Consider the following 16,913-nt stretch of genomic DNA (forward strand, 5'->3'; position numbering starts at 1 on the left):
AATGACTGCTTCCTTGACCCAACCGGCCTTCCGCCGCCTCGGCATGAAGGCGCTGCTCGTGCAGCACGACATCGACGAACGCACGGCCACCGGGCGCGCCGCGACGGCGCTTGCCGAGGAGCTGCGCGCGCGGCTCGTCGACGTCGTGATCGCGACGTCCGCCGACGATGCGTGCGCGGTGGTCGCCGCCGATCCGGCGATCCAGTGCCTGCTGCTCAACTGGGAACTCGGCAACGACGCCGACCATGTGCCCGCGCGGGCCGTGCTCGACGCGATGCGCGCCCGCAACGCGACCGTGCCCGTATTCCTGCTCGCGAGCCGCGCGAGCGCGTCCGCGATTCCGGTCGACGCGATGCGCAAGGCCGACGATTTCATCTGGATGCTGGAGGACACCACCGCGTTCATCGGCGGCCGGATCGTCGCCGCGATCGAGCGCTACCGCGAAACCGTGCTGCCGCCGATGTTCCGCGCGCTCGCGCAGTTCTCGCGTGTGTACGAATACTCGTGGCACACGCCCGGCCACACGGGCGGCACCGCGTTCCTGAAATCGCCGGTCGGTCGTGCGTACTTCGAATTTTTCGGCGAATCGCTGTTCCGCTCCGACCTGTCGATCTCGGTCGGCGAACTCGGCTCGCTGCTCGATCACTCGGGCCCGATCGGTGAAAGCGAACGCTATGCGGCGCGCGTGTTCGGCGCGCATCGCACGTATCACGTGACGAACGGCTCGTCGATGTCGAACCGCGTGATCCTGATGGCGAGCGTGACGCGCAACCAGGTCGCGCTGTGCGACCGCAACTGCCACAAGTCGGCCGAGCACGCGATGACGATGTCGGGCGCGATTCCGACCTACCTGATTCCGTCGCGCAACCACTACGGGATCATCGGGCCGATCATGCCCGAGCGGCTGACGGCCGCTGCCGTGCGCCTCGCGATCGACGCGAACCCGCTCGTGCGCGGCCGCGACGGCATCGACCCGACGCCCGTGCATGCACTGATCACGAACTCGACGTACGACGGCCTCTGTTACAACGTCGCGCGCGTCGAGGCACTGCTCGGCCAGAGCGTCGATCGATTGCACTTCGACGAGGCATGGTACGGCTACGCGCGCTTCAACCCGATCTACCGCGACCGCCACGCGATGCACGGCGATCCGTCGCAACACGACGCGAGCAAGCCAACCGTGTTCGCGACGCAATCGACGCACAAGCTGCTCGCCGCGCTGTCGCAGGCATCGTTCATTCATGTTCGCGACGGCCGCAACCCGATCGAGCACGCCCGCTTCAACGAGGCGTACATGATGCATGCGTCGACGTCGCCGAACTACGCGATCATCGCGTCGAACGACGTGAGCGCCGCGATGATGGACGGCCCCGGCGGCGAGGCGCTGACCACGGACGCAATCCGCGAGGCCGTCGCGTTCCGCCAGATGCTGGCGCGCCTGCATACGGAATGCGCGGAGAACAACGACTGGTTCTTCAACGGCTGGCAGCCCGATAGCGTCGTCGATCGCAAGACGGGCCGGCGCGTGCGCTTCCACGAAGCGGACGAGACGCTGCTCGCCACCGATCCGTCGTGCTGGGTGCTGCATCCGGGCGATACGTGGCACGGCTTCGGCGATATCGAGGACGACTACTGCATGCTCGACCCGATCAAGGTGTCGATTGTCACGCCGGGTGTCGCGGCGCACGGCGGGCTGATGCCGGTCGGCATTCCGGCGTCGGTCGTCACCGCGTATCTCGACCGGCACGGGATCGTCGTCGAGAAGACGACCGACTTCACGATCCTGTTCCTGTTCTCGCTCGGCGTGACGAAAGGCAAGTGGGGCACGCTCGTCAACACGCTGCTCGATTTCAAGCGCGACTACGACGCAAACGCGCCGCTCGAACAGGCGCTGCCCGAACTCGTCGCGCGTTATCCGGAACGCTACGGCACGCTCGGCCTGCGCGATCTGTGCGACCTGATGTTCAGCGCGATGAGCGACCTGAAGACGACCGAGATGATGTCGCGCGGCTTCTCGACGCTGCCGAAGCCCGACTACAGCCCGGCCGAGGCGTTCGAGCATCTGGTGCACAACGACATCGAGATGCTGGAGCTCGCGGAGATGGAAGGCCGCACCGTCGCGACGGGCGTCGTGCCCTATCCGCCCGGCATTCCGCTGCTGATGCCCGGCGAGAACGCGGGGCCGGCCGACGGCCCGCTGCTCGGCTACCTGAAGGCGCTCGAGCAGTACGACCTGCGCTTCCCCGGCTTCACGCACGACACACACGGTGTCGAGGTCGAGGATGGCGTGTATCGCATCGCGTGCATCAAGCAGAAGGCGCGCGATACCCGCACACGCTGAGTACGCAATGCAACGCGACGCCGTGCCGCCGCCCGGCGGCGCGCGTCGCCACTTGCAGCCGGCGTCGGCCGCTCAGGCGGCCGGCCTCTCGCGGTGATGCGCGATCTTGCGCCACTGCGGTGTCATCCGAAGAAAAAGTCGACAGGAATCGGTACCGTGCTCAGGCGTCCCGTGCGCTTTCGCCGCGACTCATCCCGCGCCGGTACGCGGCCGGACTCGTCGCCGCGACGCGCCGGAAATGCCGGCGCAGCGATTCCTCGGAACCGAACCCCGCGCGCGCCGCGACCTGCGCGAGCGACAGCGCCGGCTGCGCTTCGAGCATGTCCTTCGCGACGTTCACGCGTTCGCGGATCAGCCACGCGAGCGGCGACATGCCCGTTGCATCCGCGAACTGACGCTGCAGCGTGCGCGTGCTCATCGCGGCCTGCGCGGCGAGCGACGCGAGCGTATGCGGCTCGGCCGCGTGCGCGCGCATCCAGTCGATCAGCTTCGCGAGCCGGTCGGTGCCGCCCGGCGCGACCGGGCGCGGCACGAACTGCGCCTGCCCGCCGTCGCGATGCGGCGGCAGCACGAGGCGCTGCGCGACGCGGTTCGCGATCGCGCCGCCATGATCGCGGCGCACGAGATGCAGCAGCATGTCGAGCCCCGCCGCCGATCCGGCCGAGGTGATCACCTGCCCTTCGTCGACGTACAGCGCATCGGGATTCACGCGCAGCGCCGGATAGCGCGCCTGCAGTTTCTCCGCATAGCGCCAGTGGGTCGTCACCGTGAGGCCGTCGAGCACGCCGGCCGCGGCCAGCACGAACACGCCCGAACAGATCGAGCAGAGCCGCGCGCCGCGACGATGCGCGGCCCGCAGTTTCTTCAGCAGCGGCTCCGGCGGCGGTTCGTCCGGATCGCGCCAACCGGGAATCACGATAGTGTCGGCGCGATCGAGCGTCGCGAGCCGATAGGGCGCGGCGACCGTGATTCCGCCCGCCGCGCGCACGGGCCCCGGCTCGCTCGCGCAGACCGCGAAGCGATACCAGTCGACCCCGAGCTCGGGGCGTTCGAGGGCGAACAGTTCGACCACGCAGCCGAATTCGAACGTGCAGAGGCGATCGTAGGCGAGCGCGACGACGAGATGATTGAGCATGGCGCGATGTTACCGGAACTTGTCGATCGCGCCACTGCCGCGAAACGCGTCGAACCGCGATACTGCCCCTCATTCCACCGCGTTCCACGCAATCTTCAGGAGAACCTGCCATGTCCTACGTCACCGACGTGCCCGCCGCCGACAGCCCCGCCGCCCTCGCGCATTTCGAGGCATCGCTGCGCTTCGAGACCGACTGTTGGGACGTGCACGACGCGCTCGCATCGGGCACGCCCGATTTCGTGCTGCTCGACGTGCGCGGCCCCGATCAGTTCGCCGCCGGCCACGTGCCCGGCGCGCGCCACCTGCCGCGCCGCAAGATCATCGAGAGCAAGCTCGCCGGCTATCCGGCCGGCACGCTGTTCGTCGTGTACTGCGCGGGCCCGCACTGCAACGGCGCCGCACGCGCGGCGATCCAGCTCGCACGCCTCGGCCGGCCGGTCAAGCTGATGATCGGCGGCGTGACGGGCTGGCTCGACGAAGGTTTCGCGCTGAGCAACGAAGTGCAGCCGGCGGACGCCGAAGCCGGCTGATCGTCATTAAAAACGCAACAATCAATTGCTTGGCCACGGCCTGCACGCAAACGGAAAAAGCGCGATACTCGGTTCCATTGCAGTTCGGATGGAGCAGCAACATGCAGAACGCAGTCCTGATTCAAGTGGCCGGTTCGGTGGCCGCGATCGCGATCTATTTTCTGCCGGCAGTCATTGCCGACCGGCGTGGCCGGCACGACAAGCTGACGGTCGCGATGTTCAACGCGCTGTTCGGGTGGACCGGCATCGGCTGGCTGATGACGCTGTACTGGGCCTGCCAGCCGAACCCGCGCACCGATGTCGCGCAGACGATCCTCGCGAAGCGCCGCGGCATCAGCATGCGGACCTTCTCGACCGGTCTCGTCGAACGCGTGCAGCGCCGCGTTGCCGCCCAGGAGCAATGGGCGGAGAAGCAAGGCTGCCGTTAAGTCCCGCTTTCCCCTTCAGCGCACCGCGTCGAACTTCGGCATCCTGACGTTGGTCGACGCGCGGTAGTCCCACGCCAGCCCGTCGTGCGGCGGTACGCCGCCCGCACGCAGCCACGCCCCGAACGCCCCCGATGTCACCGCCCGCGCGATCCGCTCGCCCGGGCAACCATGCGGCCCCGTGCCGAAGCCGAAATTCGGCCCGGCCGCGCGGCCAGGGGTGAACCGTTGCGGATCGCGATGCACGGCCGGGTCGCGATTCGCGGCGGCGAGCACGACGAGAATCGCGTCGCCCGCTTCGACGCTCACGCCTTCGATCGTCGTGCGCGATGCGACGAAGCGGCGCGTGTTCTGCACCGGTGAATCGAAGCGCCCGACTTCGGCAACGAATGCGTCGAGCGCGGCATCGTCCGGCGTGACGCGCGCGGCGCTCGCCCCCGCTTCCCCGTTCCACGCCACCAGCGTATTGCCGAGCCACGCGGCGCTCGCCTCGCAGGTCTGCGACAGCAGCCCGACGAGATTCGCGACCAGCGCGCCGCTCGCCTGCCAGCCCGATGCGCGGGCCGCCTGCTGCACGGCGGCAACGAGCGTGCCGTCGTGCGCCTGCGTCTGTGCGACGCGCGCCGTCATCCGGTCGAGCAGCGCTCGCGCAGCGTCGCTCGCGCGGGCCAGTGCCGCGGCATCCGACAACGGCGACAGCGCGGCGACGAAATCGACGACCTGCGCCGCGATACCGTCGAGCTGCGTCTCGTCGAAGCCGAGCAGATCGGCAACCGCGCAAACGGGCACCGTCATGCACCACGCGTTCAGCGCGCCGGCGTCGCCCGGCGCCGGCAAGCGCCGCGCGGCAATCCGCGCGGCACGGTCGCGCAGCGCCACCGGGTCGATCGGCGCGAACGCCGCGCGCAGCGCCTGCTTCGGCAAGTCGTGCCGCAACGCGCCATCGTTCATGCGTACCAGCTCGCCGAACAGCGCGCCGGCCGTCGTGCCGCGCAATGCGGGCGGCACGGGTGCGTCCAGCGGGCGAACCCGGCAGGCCGGATGGCCGAGCACGGCCGTCACGGCGGCCGCGCGGCTCGCGACCCACAGGCCGAGCGTGGCGTCGAACGCGAGCGGCGGCCCGTCGACGAGCGCCGCATAGTAGGGATAGGGATCGCGGTGCGTGACCGCTGCGATGGGATCGGTCGGGTTCATGCAGACAGTATCGGCGCAGTGCGCTGCCGCATGTTTCGGGTTGACGTGAAATGTCGCGGCGCGGGTATCGGGCGTGGCGGCCTCGCGACGACAGCGGATCGTCAGGCAGCCGACCGGTAGCGATGCGACTGCATCCGCATGCGGACGCGCCCGGCCGAAATCGCGCGCGGCTCGGCCACCACCGTGTCGTGAGGGAACATTTCCTGCCGGAATTCGCCGTTTTCGTCGAACCACTGGCAGATCAGCCAGTCGCCGTCGTCGAATACCACCGGCCCGGCATAGGTGACGGTCATGCGCGGCCCGCCCGTCTTCAGCGTCACGACATCGCCGACGCGAAACCTGACGCGTTGATTTTCTCGGTTCGTCATCGCTCTCTCAGCATTTATATATATCGATATTCCCGGCGGACCACCCACTGTCCTTTCGAACGTGCCGCAGATTATCAATCAAATAATCAGCCGGCAACTCCCGCGGTCAAAAACATACTGACCGAGGAAATGCAACAATGCGCGGCATCGACGCGCCCGGCGAGCGCCCGATCGCCCGATCCGGCGCGGTTTGTGCGCCGGCGCCGGTCGAACGGGCGGGAATGCGGAGAATAGACGATGTATTTTGCGTCGTCACCGACGTTTAATTCGGACAGGGAATCGCTTGATTATTGTCAAGCAACGTTTCGACTGGAAACGATCCCACGATTTATCTGCGCTCATTTGCCGAACAAATCCGGCGAATTATCGGGTGACGCAAACCAGCGGTTGATATCGCGCCCGGGCACGGCAGCTTGCGTAAACGTAAACGTGCCGTCCTGCGCCATCTCCTTCGCCGCGCGCAGAAAGGCGCCGAGCGCGGCCCGCGCCAACGCGCCGCCGACGCTCACGCGCTTCACGCCGAGCGCCGCCAGCGCATCGAGGCTCAGCAACCCGCCCTGCAGCCCCATCACGACGTTCACGGGCGCACCGACCGCCTGCGTCACCGCCGCGATGTCGTGCGCATCGGTGATGCCCGGCGCGTACAGCACGTCGGCGCCCGCGTCGCGATACGCGACGAGCCGCGCGATCGTGTCGGCGAGGTCGTGGCGGCCATGCAGGTAGTTTTCGCAACGCGCGGTCAGCGTGAACGGAAACGGCAGCCCGCGTGCCGCGTCGACGGCCGCCGCGATACGCTCGATCGCCGCTTCGCGCGCGTAGATCGGCGCGTCGGCGCGGCCCGTCGCGTCCTCGATCGAGCCGCCCACCGCGCCGGCCTCGGCCGCGAGCCGGATCGTTTCGGCCACCGTGTCGGGCGCGTCGCCGAAGCCGTTCTCCAGATCCGCGCTGACGGGCAAGCCGCCCGCGGAGACGATCTCGTCGATGTGATCGAGCATCGCGTCGCGGTCGATCGCGTTGTCGGGCTGCCCTTTCGAAAACGCGTAGCCGGCACTCGTGGTCGCGAGCGCCTCGAAGCCGGCCATCGCGAGCAGGCGCGCGGTGCCGGCGTCCCACGGGTTCGGGATGATGAAGGCGCCGGGGCGCGCATGCAGGGCGCGGAAGGCTTCGGCTTGGCGGGCTTGCAGGTCGGAACGGGTCATCGCGGACTCCGGAAGGAAGGTGACGACCGAGCTTACGCCGGTCGTGCACGCGACGTTTCAGCGTTCGCCGAAATGTCGCCGCGCAACGGGGAAAACGGGGCACGCCGACTGTACGCCCGCATCCGCCCACGAGCGGGCCGGCGCCGCCACCTGCCGGTCGCCGGCCCACGGTCGTTCAAGCCGATGCGGCCGGCCCGCCGTCGATGCCGAGCAACACGTCGGTGACGGCCTCGGAGAAGCGCATCGCGCGGCCGTCGATCAGCACGTCGTCCGGATTCGACGGGTCCCGCGTGGCCTTGGGCACGCCGTGCGCGAGCAGCACCCGCGCGCACGCCTCCCAGTCGGCCGCGCCGACCTGCTCCGGTTCGTTGACGGATGCCCACGACAACGTGCCGAGCGCGTCGCTCCCGAACCCGTGCAGGTCGCGCCAGTTCGCGCCATGCGCGAGCAGGAACGCCAGCAAGTCCGCGTCGCCGCGGAACACCGCGTGATTCAGCGCGCTCGCGTCCCAGTCGCCGCCGCGCGCGGCGATCGGCCAGCCCAGTTCGACCATGACCTTCACCGCGTCGCCCGAACCCCATGCGGCGGCGTCCGGCAGCAACCGCAGCCGTTCAGCGGGCAGCGCGCCGGGCAGTTCGGGATGCCGCGCCTGGATGCGCCGCGCATCGTCGGCGTCGGCGCGCGCGCAGGCCGCCACGAACGCGTCCGCCGCGTCGAGCGCCTCGTCCGCGCCGGCCGCCCGCAACAAGGCCGCGACGTCGGACAGCCCGGTCTGCATCGCCAGCCGGTACGCACTGATGCCTGTCGGCGTTTGCGCGCGGGGATCGGCGCCGGCCGCCAGCAGCGCGGCCACGTGGCGCGCCGAGCAGCGCACGCCGATCGCCCGCAACAACGGTGCGCCCCAGGTCTGCGCGAGCCCCGGGCCGGGCGGCTCGTTCGGGTCGCCGCCATGCGCGAGCAGCAGTTCGAGCGCATCGGCATCGCGCATGTCGAACGCGCGCCGCAACGCATTCGTCCCGCTCACCCGCGCGCCGTGTTCGAGCAGCACGCGCGTGCAGGCCGGATGCTCCACCGAGTGATACAGCGATTCGCCGTCGTTCGGGTCGGCGCCGGCTTCCAGCAGCATCGCGGTGAGCACCGGATCGCGATTGACGCCCGCCGCGCCGTACAGCGCCGACAGCGGCCCCGCTTCGTCGGGTTCCGCGAGCGACGCAGGCGGAAAGCGGTTGCCGATCCGCTGGTTCGGATCGGCGCCGGCATCGAGCAGATGGCGCGCGCAGGCGCGCAGCCTGGCCGCGAACTCGGGAAGCTGCCCGAGCCGCGAATGCGTGACGGCGACCAGCGGCGGCAGCTTCAACGCGCCGCCGGCACGCGCGATCCAGCCGGGATCGGCGGCCAGCGCCGCCTTCACGGCGTCGAGGTCGCCGGCCGCGCACGCGATGGTCGGATCGTCCGCGACCAGCTCGGGATGGTCGAGCAACAATTGCGCGGCGACGCGCGGCCGGGGCGCGTCGACGCCGCCGGTCACGTCGCCGCCGTACGCCAGGTCGAGCCAGCGCCGGACCAACTGCGCGCGCGGTTGCCCGGCCAGCGCATGCGTTTCGACGAACGCGCCGAGATCGGCCCATGACGCAAAACCGTACTCGCGCGCGATGCACGATTGCGCGTCATGCAGCCGAAGCCCGAGCGCGAGCGCTTCGTCGTGCGTGTGGTTCGCGGCGGCAGGAAGAAACCGGACAAAGCGTGCGACGGCATCGGCGTCGCCTTGCCGGTACAGGCGCAACAATGCCTTGGCCTGCTTTTTCAGATGATCGGGATGGGCCTTGGGAGGCAGCTTTTTCATGCGGATCCTCGTGCAGTGGATGGCCGAAGGTCCGCAATACCGCCAGCACAAAGGACAGGGGGAAAGCTGAATTCGCTGCGACAGGTGGGTTCAACCCTTTCCGCGGACCCGGAAGCGACCTGCATCGCTGACCGGTATCCTAGGTGACGGCCGGCCGCGACGTCAACCGCGCCGCGCCCTGCGGCGGCGACACTCAGCCCGCGAGCTGCTTCGTCAGGAAAATGCGCGAATGTCCGACCGGATAATCCGGCAGCTCGCCGAAGCGGACATAGCCGCGTTTCTCGTAGAACGGCCGTGCCTGGAAGTCGAACGTGTCGAGCCACGCGCTGTGGCAGCCGCGCGCGACGGCCTCCGACTCGGCCAGATCCATGATGCGCGTGCCCGCGCCCTGGCCGCGCGCGGCCTCGGGCACCACGAGCAGGTCGACATGCAGCCAGCCGTACGCCGTGCTGCCCCACAGGCCACCCACCACCGCGCCTTCGCCGTCGGTCACGACCACGGCCAGCGGACGCGCGTCGATCGGGCCCGCCTGGCTTTCGTTGAACCGGACGAGCGGCGCGACGATCTGCTTGCGCACGTTCGCGTCGCCCGCATCCGTCACCTCGTATGTGAACGTCATCGGTTGAATCCGCTTGAATCCTGAATGAGGAAGGGGCGACGCCGCACGCACCGCGTCAGACGACGTACGCGCCCTTCGCGTGCAGTTCCGCTTCCGTGCGCTCGAGCGCGGCGATCGCATCGCTGCCCTCGAGCGCCAGCAACTGCGCGACCAGCGCTTCGGCCATCGCATGCGCGGCCACCAGCGACGGGAAGAACGACGGGCTGTCGTGCGTGAAGATCAGTTGCGCATCCGCGTGCAGTGCGATCGGCGACACCGCGCTGTCGGTGATCGCGACGATCCGGCTGCCCTGCGCCTTCGCGGCCTGCGCGACGCGCGTCGCCTCCTGCGAATACGGCGCGAAGCTGACGACGACGGTCACGCTCTGCTTCGCGATCGTGCGCAGCTCCATCTCGAGCGAACCGGCGACGCCATTGAGCAGCGACACGGTCGGACGGAACAGCCGGTAGCCGTACACGAAGCCGAACGCGACCGGATAACACGAGCGAAACCCCGCGACGTGCACGTGCGACGCCTTGCGGATCAGTTTCGCGGCATCGGCGAGCGCGTGCTCGTTCTGCGCGGCGGTGGCCGACAGGTTGTGTTGTTGCGCGGCGAGCAGGTCGTGCGCGAGCGACGCCTGCGCGTCGGGCCGCACGAGCGAGCGTGCCCGCTGCGTGAGCGGCTCGGGGCGCGTGCGCACGCGTGCCACGCACAGGTCGCGCAGCTCGTTCCAGCCGGGGAAACCGAATTGCTGCGCGAGCCGCACGAGCGAGGCGGGCTGCACCTGCGCGCGCTGGGCGACCTTGCGCATCGACGAGGTGGCGACTTCGTCGGGGTGATCGAGCAGGAAGGCAGCGCCCGCCTGGAATTGCGGGCTCAGCTCGGAAAATTGCGCCCGGATCCGGGACGCGAGTTCGTCGAAATTGGCGGCCATCTTGGTGGGAACGGGAACCGGTCGTTCATGGTATCACCGGCCCCGCGCGCACCGGTCAGCGCAGCACTTCGACGTGATCGGCGTCGACCTTCACGCTCCCCGACCATTTGCGCTCGAATTCGCCGGTCACCTTCACTTCGTTCTTGTCGCTGACGGGCTGGCCGGCCGCCCACAGCTTGTGGTCGATCTCGACACGGATCGTGCCGGTCGCATCGGCGAATTCGTAATCCTCGCCGCCGACATGCTTGACGATGCGGCCCTGCAGCTGCACGTGCTGGTCGTCCTTGCCGTTCGCAAGCAGTTCCTTCACGGTGGTCGTTGTCAGCGTGGACGGCCCCGTGTATTGCGCGTAGACGGCGGCGGGCAGCGTGGCGAGCGCAACCGTCAGGATTCTGGCCAGGTGTTTCATGATCGTGGTCCTCTTCTTCGATGTGACGCCGCGCCCCGTTGAACGCGACGGCGTCAGATTACGGACCGTAAGATTAAGCAAACCTGAAGGTCGCCCGGAAGCGACGCGGTGCCGCATCGGACGCATGGGAGCGCCCGCCGCGCGCCGCCCACGTTTAAGCTGCGCCTAAGACACGGGCGCTTATCATGGGAACCCCGGGTGCCACGGCGCCCCGTTGAAGAGACACGAATTCATGCGCGTACTGCTCGTCGAGGACGATCCGCTGATCGGCAGCGGGCTCGAACAGGGCCTCAAACAGGAAGGCTTCGCGGTCGACTGGGTGAAGGACGGCGACGCCGCGTCGCTCGCGCTGCGCGCGACCGGCTACGGCCTGCTGCTGCTCGATCTCGGGCTGCCGAACCGCGACGGCCTGTCGGTGCTCGCCGCGCTGCGCCGCCGCGACGAAACCCTCCCCGCGATCATCATCACCGCGCGCGACGGCGTGCCCGACCGCATCGCGGGCCTCGACAGCGGCGCGGACGACTATCTCGTCAAGCCGTTCGAGCTCGACGAACTGCTCGCCCGGATCCGCGCCGTGACCCGCCGCCATGCGGGCCGCGCGCAAACGACGCTCGTGATCGGCCCACTGCGGCTCGACCCCGTCAAGCACCTCGTCTGGCTCAACGACGACGAAGTGCCGCTGTCGCCGAAGGAGTTCGTGCTGCTGCACGAGCTGATGCGCGACCCGGGCGCGGTGATCTCGCGCGAGCAGTTCGAGGAACGGCTGTACAGCTGGGGCGAGGAAATCGAGAGCAACGCCGTGCAGGTGCACATCCACAACCTGCGCAAGAAGCTCGGCCACGACATGATCCGCACGGTGCGCGGCGTCGGCTACCGGATCGGTGACGGCGCATGACGCGCATCCAACGGGCGATCGCGCGCTGGCGCAACACGTCGCTGCGGCGGCGCCTGCTGACGTGGCTGATGCCGGCCGCGTGCGTGATCGGCCTCGTCGCGAGCGCGGGCACCTACTGGGGCGCGCTGCGCGAACTCGACGACCTGCTCGACGACCAGATGCGCAGCATGTCGAAGCAGATCGTCGTCGGCCCGAACGGCGAGCTGTCGTTCAGCAACCACGGCAACGGCAAGCACGGCTTCGAAGCGAGCGATCCCGACGCGGTGCTGCTGCAGGTGTGGCGCAACGGCGCGCTCGTGTATTCGACCGACCGCGATTCGAAACTGCCGCCGCCCGAGCAGAAAGGCATCGCGAGCGTCGACGTCGACGGCCAGCCGTGGCGCACCTATGTGACCGAGCGCGGCGGCACGACGATCCGGCTCGCGCAGGCACGCCACGCGCGATGGGAAGCGATCGCGGGCATCGCCGTGCACCTGCTGTGGCCGGTGTTCTCGATGCTGCCGCTGCTCGCGATCGGCCTGTGGTTCGGCATCGGCGCGGGGCTGCGGCCGCTGCGCACGATCGCATCCGGCCTCAAACGCAGGAATGCGAACAATCTGGAGCCGGTCGACGTCGGCTCGATGCCGAACGAAGTCCGCCCGCTCGCCGAAGCGATCAACGACCTGCTCGCGCGCCTCGACCGCTCGTTCACGCTGCAGCGCCACTTCATCGCCGATGCCGCGCACGAATTGCGCACGCCGATCATGGGGCTGTCGATCCAGTCGCAGCTGCTGCGGCGCGCGGCGACCGCCGAGGAACGCGAGCACATCCTCGCGCAGATCCAGGCGGGCACGACACGCCTCGGTCACCTCGCCGAGCAGTTGCTGACGCTCGCGCGCCTCGAGCCCGACGCGCAGGCGGCCGCCTCCGCGTCGGCGCCCGTCGATCTCGCCGCGCTGTGCCGGTCGGTGGTATCGGATCGCACGCGCGTCGCCGACGCGCACCGGATCGATCTCGGCGCGATCGTGTCGACGCCGGTGATGACGTCGGGCAATGCGGACACGTTGCGCGTGCTGCTGAACAACCTCGTCGACAACGCGATCCGCTATGCGGGCGACGGTGCGCGCGTCGATGTGTCGGCACGCATCGACGGCACGACGCCCGTGCTCGAAGTCGCCGACGACGGCCCCGGGATCCCGGAAGCCGAACGCAACGACGTGTGGGAGCGCTTCTATCGCGGCGAAGGCGCGCAGGCCGTCACGTCGTCGGGCAGCGGGCTCGGGCTGTCGATCGTCAAGCGGATCGCCGAACAGCATCGCGCGACGGTCGCGCTCGGCACCACGCAAGGCGGACGCGGGCTGACCGTCACGGTGCGCTTTCCGCAGCCGGCCTGACGCCGCGCGACGCACGGCGCGCGGCTTTTCCACAGATTGTGTTGGCAAGCTTGTGGACAACCTTCCATTAACGACACCAAGCCCTTGATCGAAAAGGGTTTGCCGGTCGTGCGCGGCAAATGCGCCAGGCCGGGTCAGCCCGCCACCCGACTCAGTTGTCGTCGACGATTCGCTCGATCCGCAGGCCGGTCGAGGTTTCGAGGATGATCGCGTGCTGCGACACGTAGCAATTGCGACGCCCCGCCGGATCGTCGCCCGGCCCGGGATGAGTCCGGCTCTCCTCGTAAACGGCGACGGTGCCGCCGCCGCTCGGATTCGCTCCGCCTCGTTCGCCCATGTTCCTGACCGTTCTTACCGGTTTCTCTCCAGGGGCTTTCTTGTTGACCCGCGATCCGACGCCGCAATTGTTACCGGTGCCGGATCGCGTTGTCGGTTGCCCACCCGGTTTCGTTCAGCGACATCCATTCGTCTAATTGACAACCAGTTGTCTAATACGTAAAGTCGTTGTCCATTCATCCTGCGTATCGAACATGACGAAATCCGCGAAGTTGACCGTCGTCGCGCTGTCCGTATTCCGCTTGAACGGCCTGCTGATCGAATGGGGCAACACCTTTGCCGGGCCGCACGGCCTGACCAGTGCACGCTGGCAGGTGCTGGGCGCCATCTCGCTGGCGCCGGAAGCCCCGAACATCCCGCAGATCGCCGACGCGATGGGCATCACGCGGCAGGCGGTGCTGAAACAGATCAACGTGCTGACCGACGAAGGGCTGGTGGAATCGCTCCCCAATCCGGCACACAAGCGTTCCCCGTTGTACGCGCTGACGCCACGCGGCGAGGCGGCCTATCAGGCCGTGGTCGGGCAGTGGCAACAGCATGTCCGCAGCATCGCCGGCGACTTCAGTTCGGCTGACCTGGATGCGGCGATCCGCGTGCTGTCGGCGATGTCCCGCGCGCATGGCGCCGATGCACCGACGTGAGCGCGCAACCGCCCCCCACCCACAGGAGTTCCCATGCCTCATTTCAAGCCGATGGATCCGGCCTTTCCGATCCAGCAACAGATCGCCATCGACGCCGAGCCGGTCGTCCTCGTCAACGTATTCACGCTGGCCGCCGCCGACGAAGCGGACTTTCTCGCCGTGTGGAAGGACGACGCCGATTTCATGAAGCGGCAGCCGGGATTCATCTCGACCCAGTTGCATCGCGCGCTCGGCGACAGTCCGACGTACCTGAACTACGCGATGTGGGAATCGACCGAAGCATTTCGCGCGGCCTTCACGCATCCCGAGTTCGTCGCCAAGCTATCGGCCTATCCGTCGTCCGCCGTCGCGAGCCCGCACCTGTTCCAGAAAGTCGGCGTGGCCGGTATCTGCACGGCGTGAGGGCACGCGGGAATCGCGGCAACGCGTGGCATTAGCCAGGGTGTTGCGCATCGCTCGCGCCCCCGGACTTCTCCACAGAAAATGTTGGCAAGCTTGTGGATATCCTGCGCACCGCAACGCTAAGCCCTTGATCTGACGGACTTTGGCACGCGTGATGCAGACGAGGCCCCAGTGATGGCCATCGCACACACCGCTTCGCCGCACTTCGCATCACGACGCCACGACGATGCACGCCGCAATCGGTTCACACGCGCCTGCGCGGCGCCACTTACCCACAGATTTTGTTGGCAAGCTTGTGGATATCCTGCGCACGCCTGCGCTAACCCGTTGATCGGGCTGCGGTTCATGCGCGGCGTCACGGTTGCGGCACCCCACGGCCCGAGCCTGCGTGCAAGCGCACGATCCCGCGCAACAGCAGCGCCTCACCGTCGCCTTGACGCTCGCGCCCGCCACGCGTCAAGATCACGCGAGCCGCACGCGGCCGCGCATCGCCGGCTGCGCGCGACGGCTCAACGGGCCGGCCGTTCCGCCGGTGCCGCACCACGACACCTCACTCCGAGGAAGACCATGGAACACTTCACCGCGTGGCAGCTGGTCGTCTCACTCGTGCTGGTCGCCGTCGTCATCTATCCGTACGTCCGCATCGTGCGGCGCACCGGGCATTCGGGCTGGTGGATCCTGACGATGTTCGTCCCGGTCCTGAACTTCATCATGTTGTGGGTGTTCGCGTTCGCGCGCTGGCCCACCGTCGACGATCGGCAGCCCTGATCGTCGCCAGCGCGGCCGCCAGGCTTGTCCACAGATTGTGTTGGCAAGCATGTGGATAGCCTGCGCATACCGCGACCAAGCGCTTGATCCGAAAGACTTTGTCCGCGCCGCTTCAAATGCGGCACGCGGCCGGGAAAGTGCCGCCCGCACGCCCATTCGCCACATGACCGAGCGCCTTCCGCGCGAGCGAACCGGCTTGTCCACAGATTGTGTTGGCAAGCGTGTGGATAGCCTGCGCATACCAAGGCCAAGCGCTTGATCCGAAAGACTTTGTCCGCGCCGCCTCAAATGCGGCACGGCGGCCCGCGCCACGCCGGATGCGGCCGCGCGCGGGCTTGTCCACACTTTTTGTTGGCAAGCATGTGGATATCCTGAGCATGCGTGACCTAAGTCGTTGATCGCACAACGTTTGATCACGCGGGTCACGGTTGCGGCACGGCATGCACGCGGATCGCGTCACGCACGGCGTGCCGCCCGCCTCAACCGAATGCCCGGACCACGATGCGTGCGACCGACGCGATCACGTCGTCCTTCGCGCGCGCATCGGCACGCGCCTGCGTGTAGTACACGGCCAGCGCGATCGGTGCGCCCGACGGCGACCACACGACACCCGCGTCGTTGGTCGTCCCGTAGTCGCCGGTACCCGTCTTGTCGCCGACCGTCCACCCCGCCGGCACGCCCGCACGGATCCGCTTGTCGCCGACCTTGTTGCCGCGCATCCACGCGACGAGCTGCGCACGCTGCGCGGCCGGCAACGCCTCGCCGACCATCAGCACACGCATGCTCGCGGCCATCGCGGCCGGCGTCGTCGTGTCGCGCAGGTCGCCCGGCAGCGCGGTATTCAGTTCGGTCTCCCATCGATCGAGGCGGAACGTGTCGTCGCCGATCGAGCGCGCATAGGCCGTCACCGCCGACGGGCCGCCGAGCAGCTTCATCAGCAGGTTCGCGGCCGAGTTGTCGCTGTACTGGATCGTGGCCTCGCACAGCGCGGCGACGGTCATGCCGTCGTCGACATGCTTGCCCGACACCGGCGAATAGTTGACGAGGTCGCCCTGGGTGTACGTCACGCGCTGTTGCAGCAACGCCGGTCGATCGACGCTCTGCGCCAGCACCGCCGCGCTCAGCATCGCCTTGAACGTGCTGCAGAACGGGAAGCGCTCGTCCGCACGATGTTCCACGCGCCGGCCGGTCGCGATGTCGATCGCGCACACGCCGAGGCGGCCGCCGGCGCTGCGTTCGAGGTCGGCCAGCATCTGCCCGGCTGCAGCGGGCGTCACGGCCGCCGCCGCAGCCCCCGCCGCGGCCGTTGCGTCGTCCGACGCCGCGGCCTGCCGCGACGCGCATGCGGCAACGGTCAACGCAAGCGGCGCCGTCGCCGCGGCCAGCAACAGGGTTCGACGTTTCGATGAGTAGGTCATGTCGGTTGTCTCGTGGTGGAATGTGAGCGAAAGGGTGTGGAACGCGCCCGGCCGGCGAGACAGCACTATCGGGACTTTACGGTTGCCTGACAAGCAACGAT

At 68.5% G+C, this 16,913-nt stretch carries 18 protein-coding genes; 8 read left to right on the forward strand and 10 right to left on the reverse strand.

The features are described 5' to 3' along the window. The first annotated feature begins 1 nt into the window (after nucleotide 1). Nucleotides 2-2,341 (forward strand): Orn/Lys/Arg decarboxylase N-terminal domain-containing protein, encoded by a 2,340-nt coding sequence (locus LGM89_RS03240; protein WP_226272267.1) that lies wholly within the window; start codon nucleotides 2-4, stop codon nucleotides 2,339-2,341. Nucleotides 2,342-2,501: 160 nt separating this feature from the next. Here LGM89_RS03240 and ftrA read toward each other — a convergent pair whose 3' ends face one another. Then, nucleotides 2,502-3,476, reverse strand: a complete 975-nt coding sequence (ftrA, locus tag LGM89_RS03245) for a transcriptional regulator FtrA (protein WP_226272268.1) — start codon at nucleotides 3,474-3,476, stop codon at nucleotides 2,502-2,504. 110 nt (nucleotides 3,477-3,586) lie between these two features. Between ftrA and LGM89_RS03250 the strand changes: the two genes are divergently transcribed. Next, nucleotides 3,587-4,006, forward strand: coding sequence for a rhodanese-like domain-containing protein (locus LGM89_RS03250; protein WP_089496468.1), 420 nt, complete (start codon nucleotides 3,587-3,589; stop codon nucleotides 4,004-4,006). Between the two features lie 101 nt (nucleotides 4,007-4,107). Continuing rightward, nucleotides 4,108-4,434, forward strand: coding sequence for a superinfection immunity protein (locus tag LGM89_RS03255; protein WP_011354384.1), 327 nt, complete (start codon nucleotides 4,108-4,110; stop codon nucleotides 4,432-4,434). 15 nt (nucleotides 4,435-4,449) lie between these two features. Here LGM89_RS03255 and LGM89_RS03260 read toward each other — a convergent pair whose 3' ends face one another. The 7 genes from LGM89_RS03260 to LGM89_RS03290 all read right to left on the reverse strand — a co-directional run bounded on the left by LGM89_RS03260 (nucleotide 4,450) and on the right by LGM89_RS03290 (nucleotide 10,979). Next, on the reverse strand, nucleotides 4,450-5,625 hold the full coding sequence (locus LGM89_RS03260; RefSeq protein ID WP_226272269.1) for a cytochrome P450: 1,176 nt from the start codon (nucleotides 5,623-5,625) through the stop codon (nucleotides 4,450-4,452). Nucleotides 5,626-5,726: 101 nt separating this feature from the next. Continuing rightward, entirely contained in the window at nucleotides 5,727-5,993 is a 267-nt protein-coding gene (locus LGM89_RS03265; RefSeq protein ID WP_089426987.1) for a YodC family protein, read from the reverse strand. A 338-nt stretch (nucleotides 5,994-6,331) separates the two neighbouring features. Further along, entirely contained in the window at nucleotides 6,332-7,192 is an 861-nt protein-coding gene (locus LGM89_RS03270) for an isocitrate lyase/PEP mutase family protein (protein ID WP_226202487.1), read from the reverse strand. A gap of 175 nt (nucleotides 7,193-7,367) precedes the next feature. Then, nucleotides 7,368-9,035 (reverse strand): ankyrin repeat domain-containing protein, encoded by a 1,668-nt coding sequence (locus LGM89_RS03275; RefSeq protein ID WP_226272270.1) that lies wholly within the window; start codon nucleotides 9,033-9,035, stop codon nucleotides 7,368-7,370. A gap of 193 nt (nucleotides 9,036-9,228) precedes the next feature. Further along, complete coding sequence (locus LGM89_RS03280; RefSeq protein WP_089496464.1) at nucleotides 9,229-9,654, reverse strand: GNAT family N-acetyltransferase; 426 nt, start codon at nucleotides 9,652-9,654, stop codon at nucleotides 9,229-9,231. Nucleotides 9,655-9,709: 55 nt separating this feature from the next. Then, nucleotides 9,710-10,570, reverse strand: a complete 861-nt coding sequence (locus tag LGM89_RS03285; protein WP_089426983.1) for a MurR/RpiR family transcriptional regulator — start codon at nucleotides 10,568-10,570, stop codon at nucleotides 9,710-9,712. A 55-nt stretch (nucleotides 10,571-10,625) separates the two neighbouring features. Next, entirely contained in the window at nucleotides 10,626-10,979 is a 354-nt protein-coding gene (locus LGM89_RS03290; RefSeq protein ID WP_089462255.1) for a YgiW/YdeI family stress tolerance OB fold protein, read from the reverse strand. A 232-nt stretch (nucleotides 10,980-11,211) separates the two neighbouring features. On the opposite strand from LGM89_RS03290, the gene LGM89_RS03295 reads away from it, so the two are divergent. Both LGM89_RS03295 and LGM89_RS03300 read left to right on the forward strand, forming a co-directional pair. Further along, complete coding sequence (locus tag LGM89_RS03295) at nucleotides 11,212-11,874, forward strand: response regulator (RefSeq protein WP_089426981.1); 663 nt, start codon at nucleotides 11,212-11,214, stop codon at nucleotides 11,872-11,874. Continuing rightward, nucleotides 11,871-13,247, forward strand: coding sequence for an ATP-binding protein (locus LGM89_RS03300; RefSeq protein ID WP_089496463.1), 1,377 nt, complete (start codon nucleotides 11,871-11,873; stop codon nucleotides 13,245-13,247). Before LGM89_RS03295 ends, LGM89_RS03300 begins: the two co-directional genes overlap by 4 nt. Before the next feature lie 151 nt (nucleotides 13,248-13,398). Here LGM89_RS03300 and LGM89_RS03305 read toward each other — a convergent pair whose 3' ends face one another. Further along, on the reverse strand, nucleotides 13,399-13,584 hold the full coding sequence (locus tag LGM89_RS03305) for a hypothetical protein (RefSeq protein WP_226272271.1): 186 nt from the start codon (nucleotides 13,582-13,584) through the stop codon (nucleotides 13,399-13,401). Between the two features lie 193 nt (nucleotides 13,585-13,777). Between LGM89_RS03305 and LGM89_RS03310 the strand changes: the two genes are divergently transcribed. From LGM89_RS03310 to LGM89_RS03320, 3 genes are all read left to right on the forward strand, one after another. Further along, nucleotides 13,778-14,224 (forward strand): MarR family winged helix-turn-helix transcriptional regulator, encoded by a 447-nt coding sequence (locus tag LGM89_RS03310; protein WP_226272272.1) that lies wholly within the window; start codon nucleotides 13,778-13,780, stop codon nucleotides 14,222-14,224. 33 nt (nucleotides 14,225-14,257) lie between these two features. Beyond that, nucleotides 14,258-14,626, forward strand: coding sequence for an antibiotic biosynthesis monooxygenase family protein (locus LGM89_RS03315; RefSeq protein ID WP_226272273.1), 369 nt, complete (start codon nucleotides 14,258-14,260; stop codon nucleotides 14,624-14,626). Between the two features lie 567 nt (nucleotides 14,627-15,193). Then, nucleotides 15,194-15,394, forward strand: coding sequence for a membrane protein (locus tag LGM89_RS03320; protein ID WP_046548390.1), 201 nt, complete (start codon nucleotides 15,194-15,196; stop codon nucleotides 15,392-15,394). A 479-nt stretch (nucleotides 15,395-15,873) separates the two neighbouring features. Here the strand turns inward: LGM89_RS03320 and blaPEN-bcc are convergent, their stop codons facing one another. Then, entirely contained in the window at nucleotides 15,874-16,812 is a 939-nt protein-coding gene (gene blaPEN-bcc, locus LGM89_RS03325) for a PEN family class A beta-lactamase, Bcc-type (RefSeq protein ID WP_226272274.1), read from the reverse strand. Between the last annotated feature and the right edge of the window lie 101 nt (nucleotides 16,813-16,913).

Source organism: Burkholderia sp. AU31624 (assembly GCF_020420065.1).
Lineage (GTDB): Bacteria > Pseudomonadota > Gammaproteobacteria > Burkholderiales > Burkholderiaceae > Burkholderia.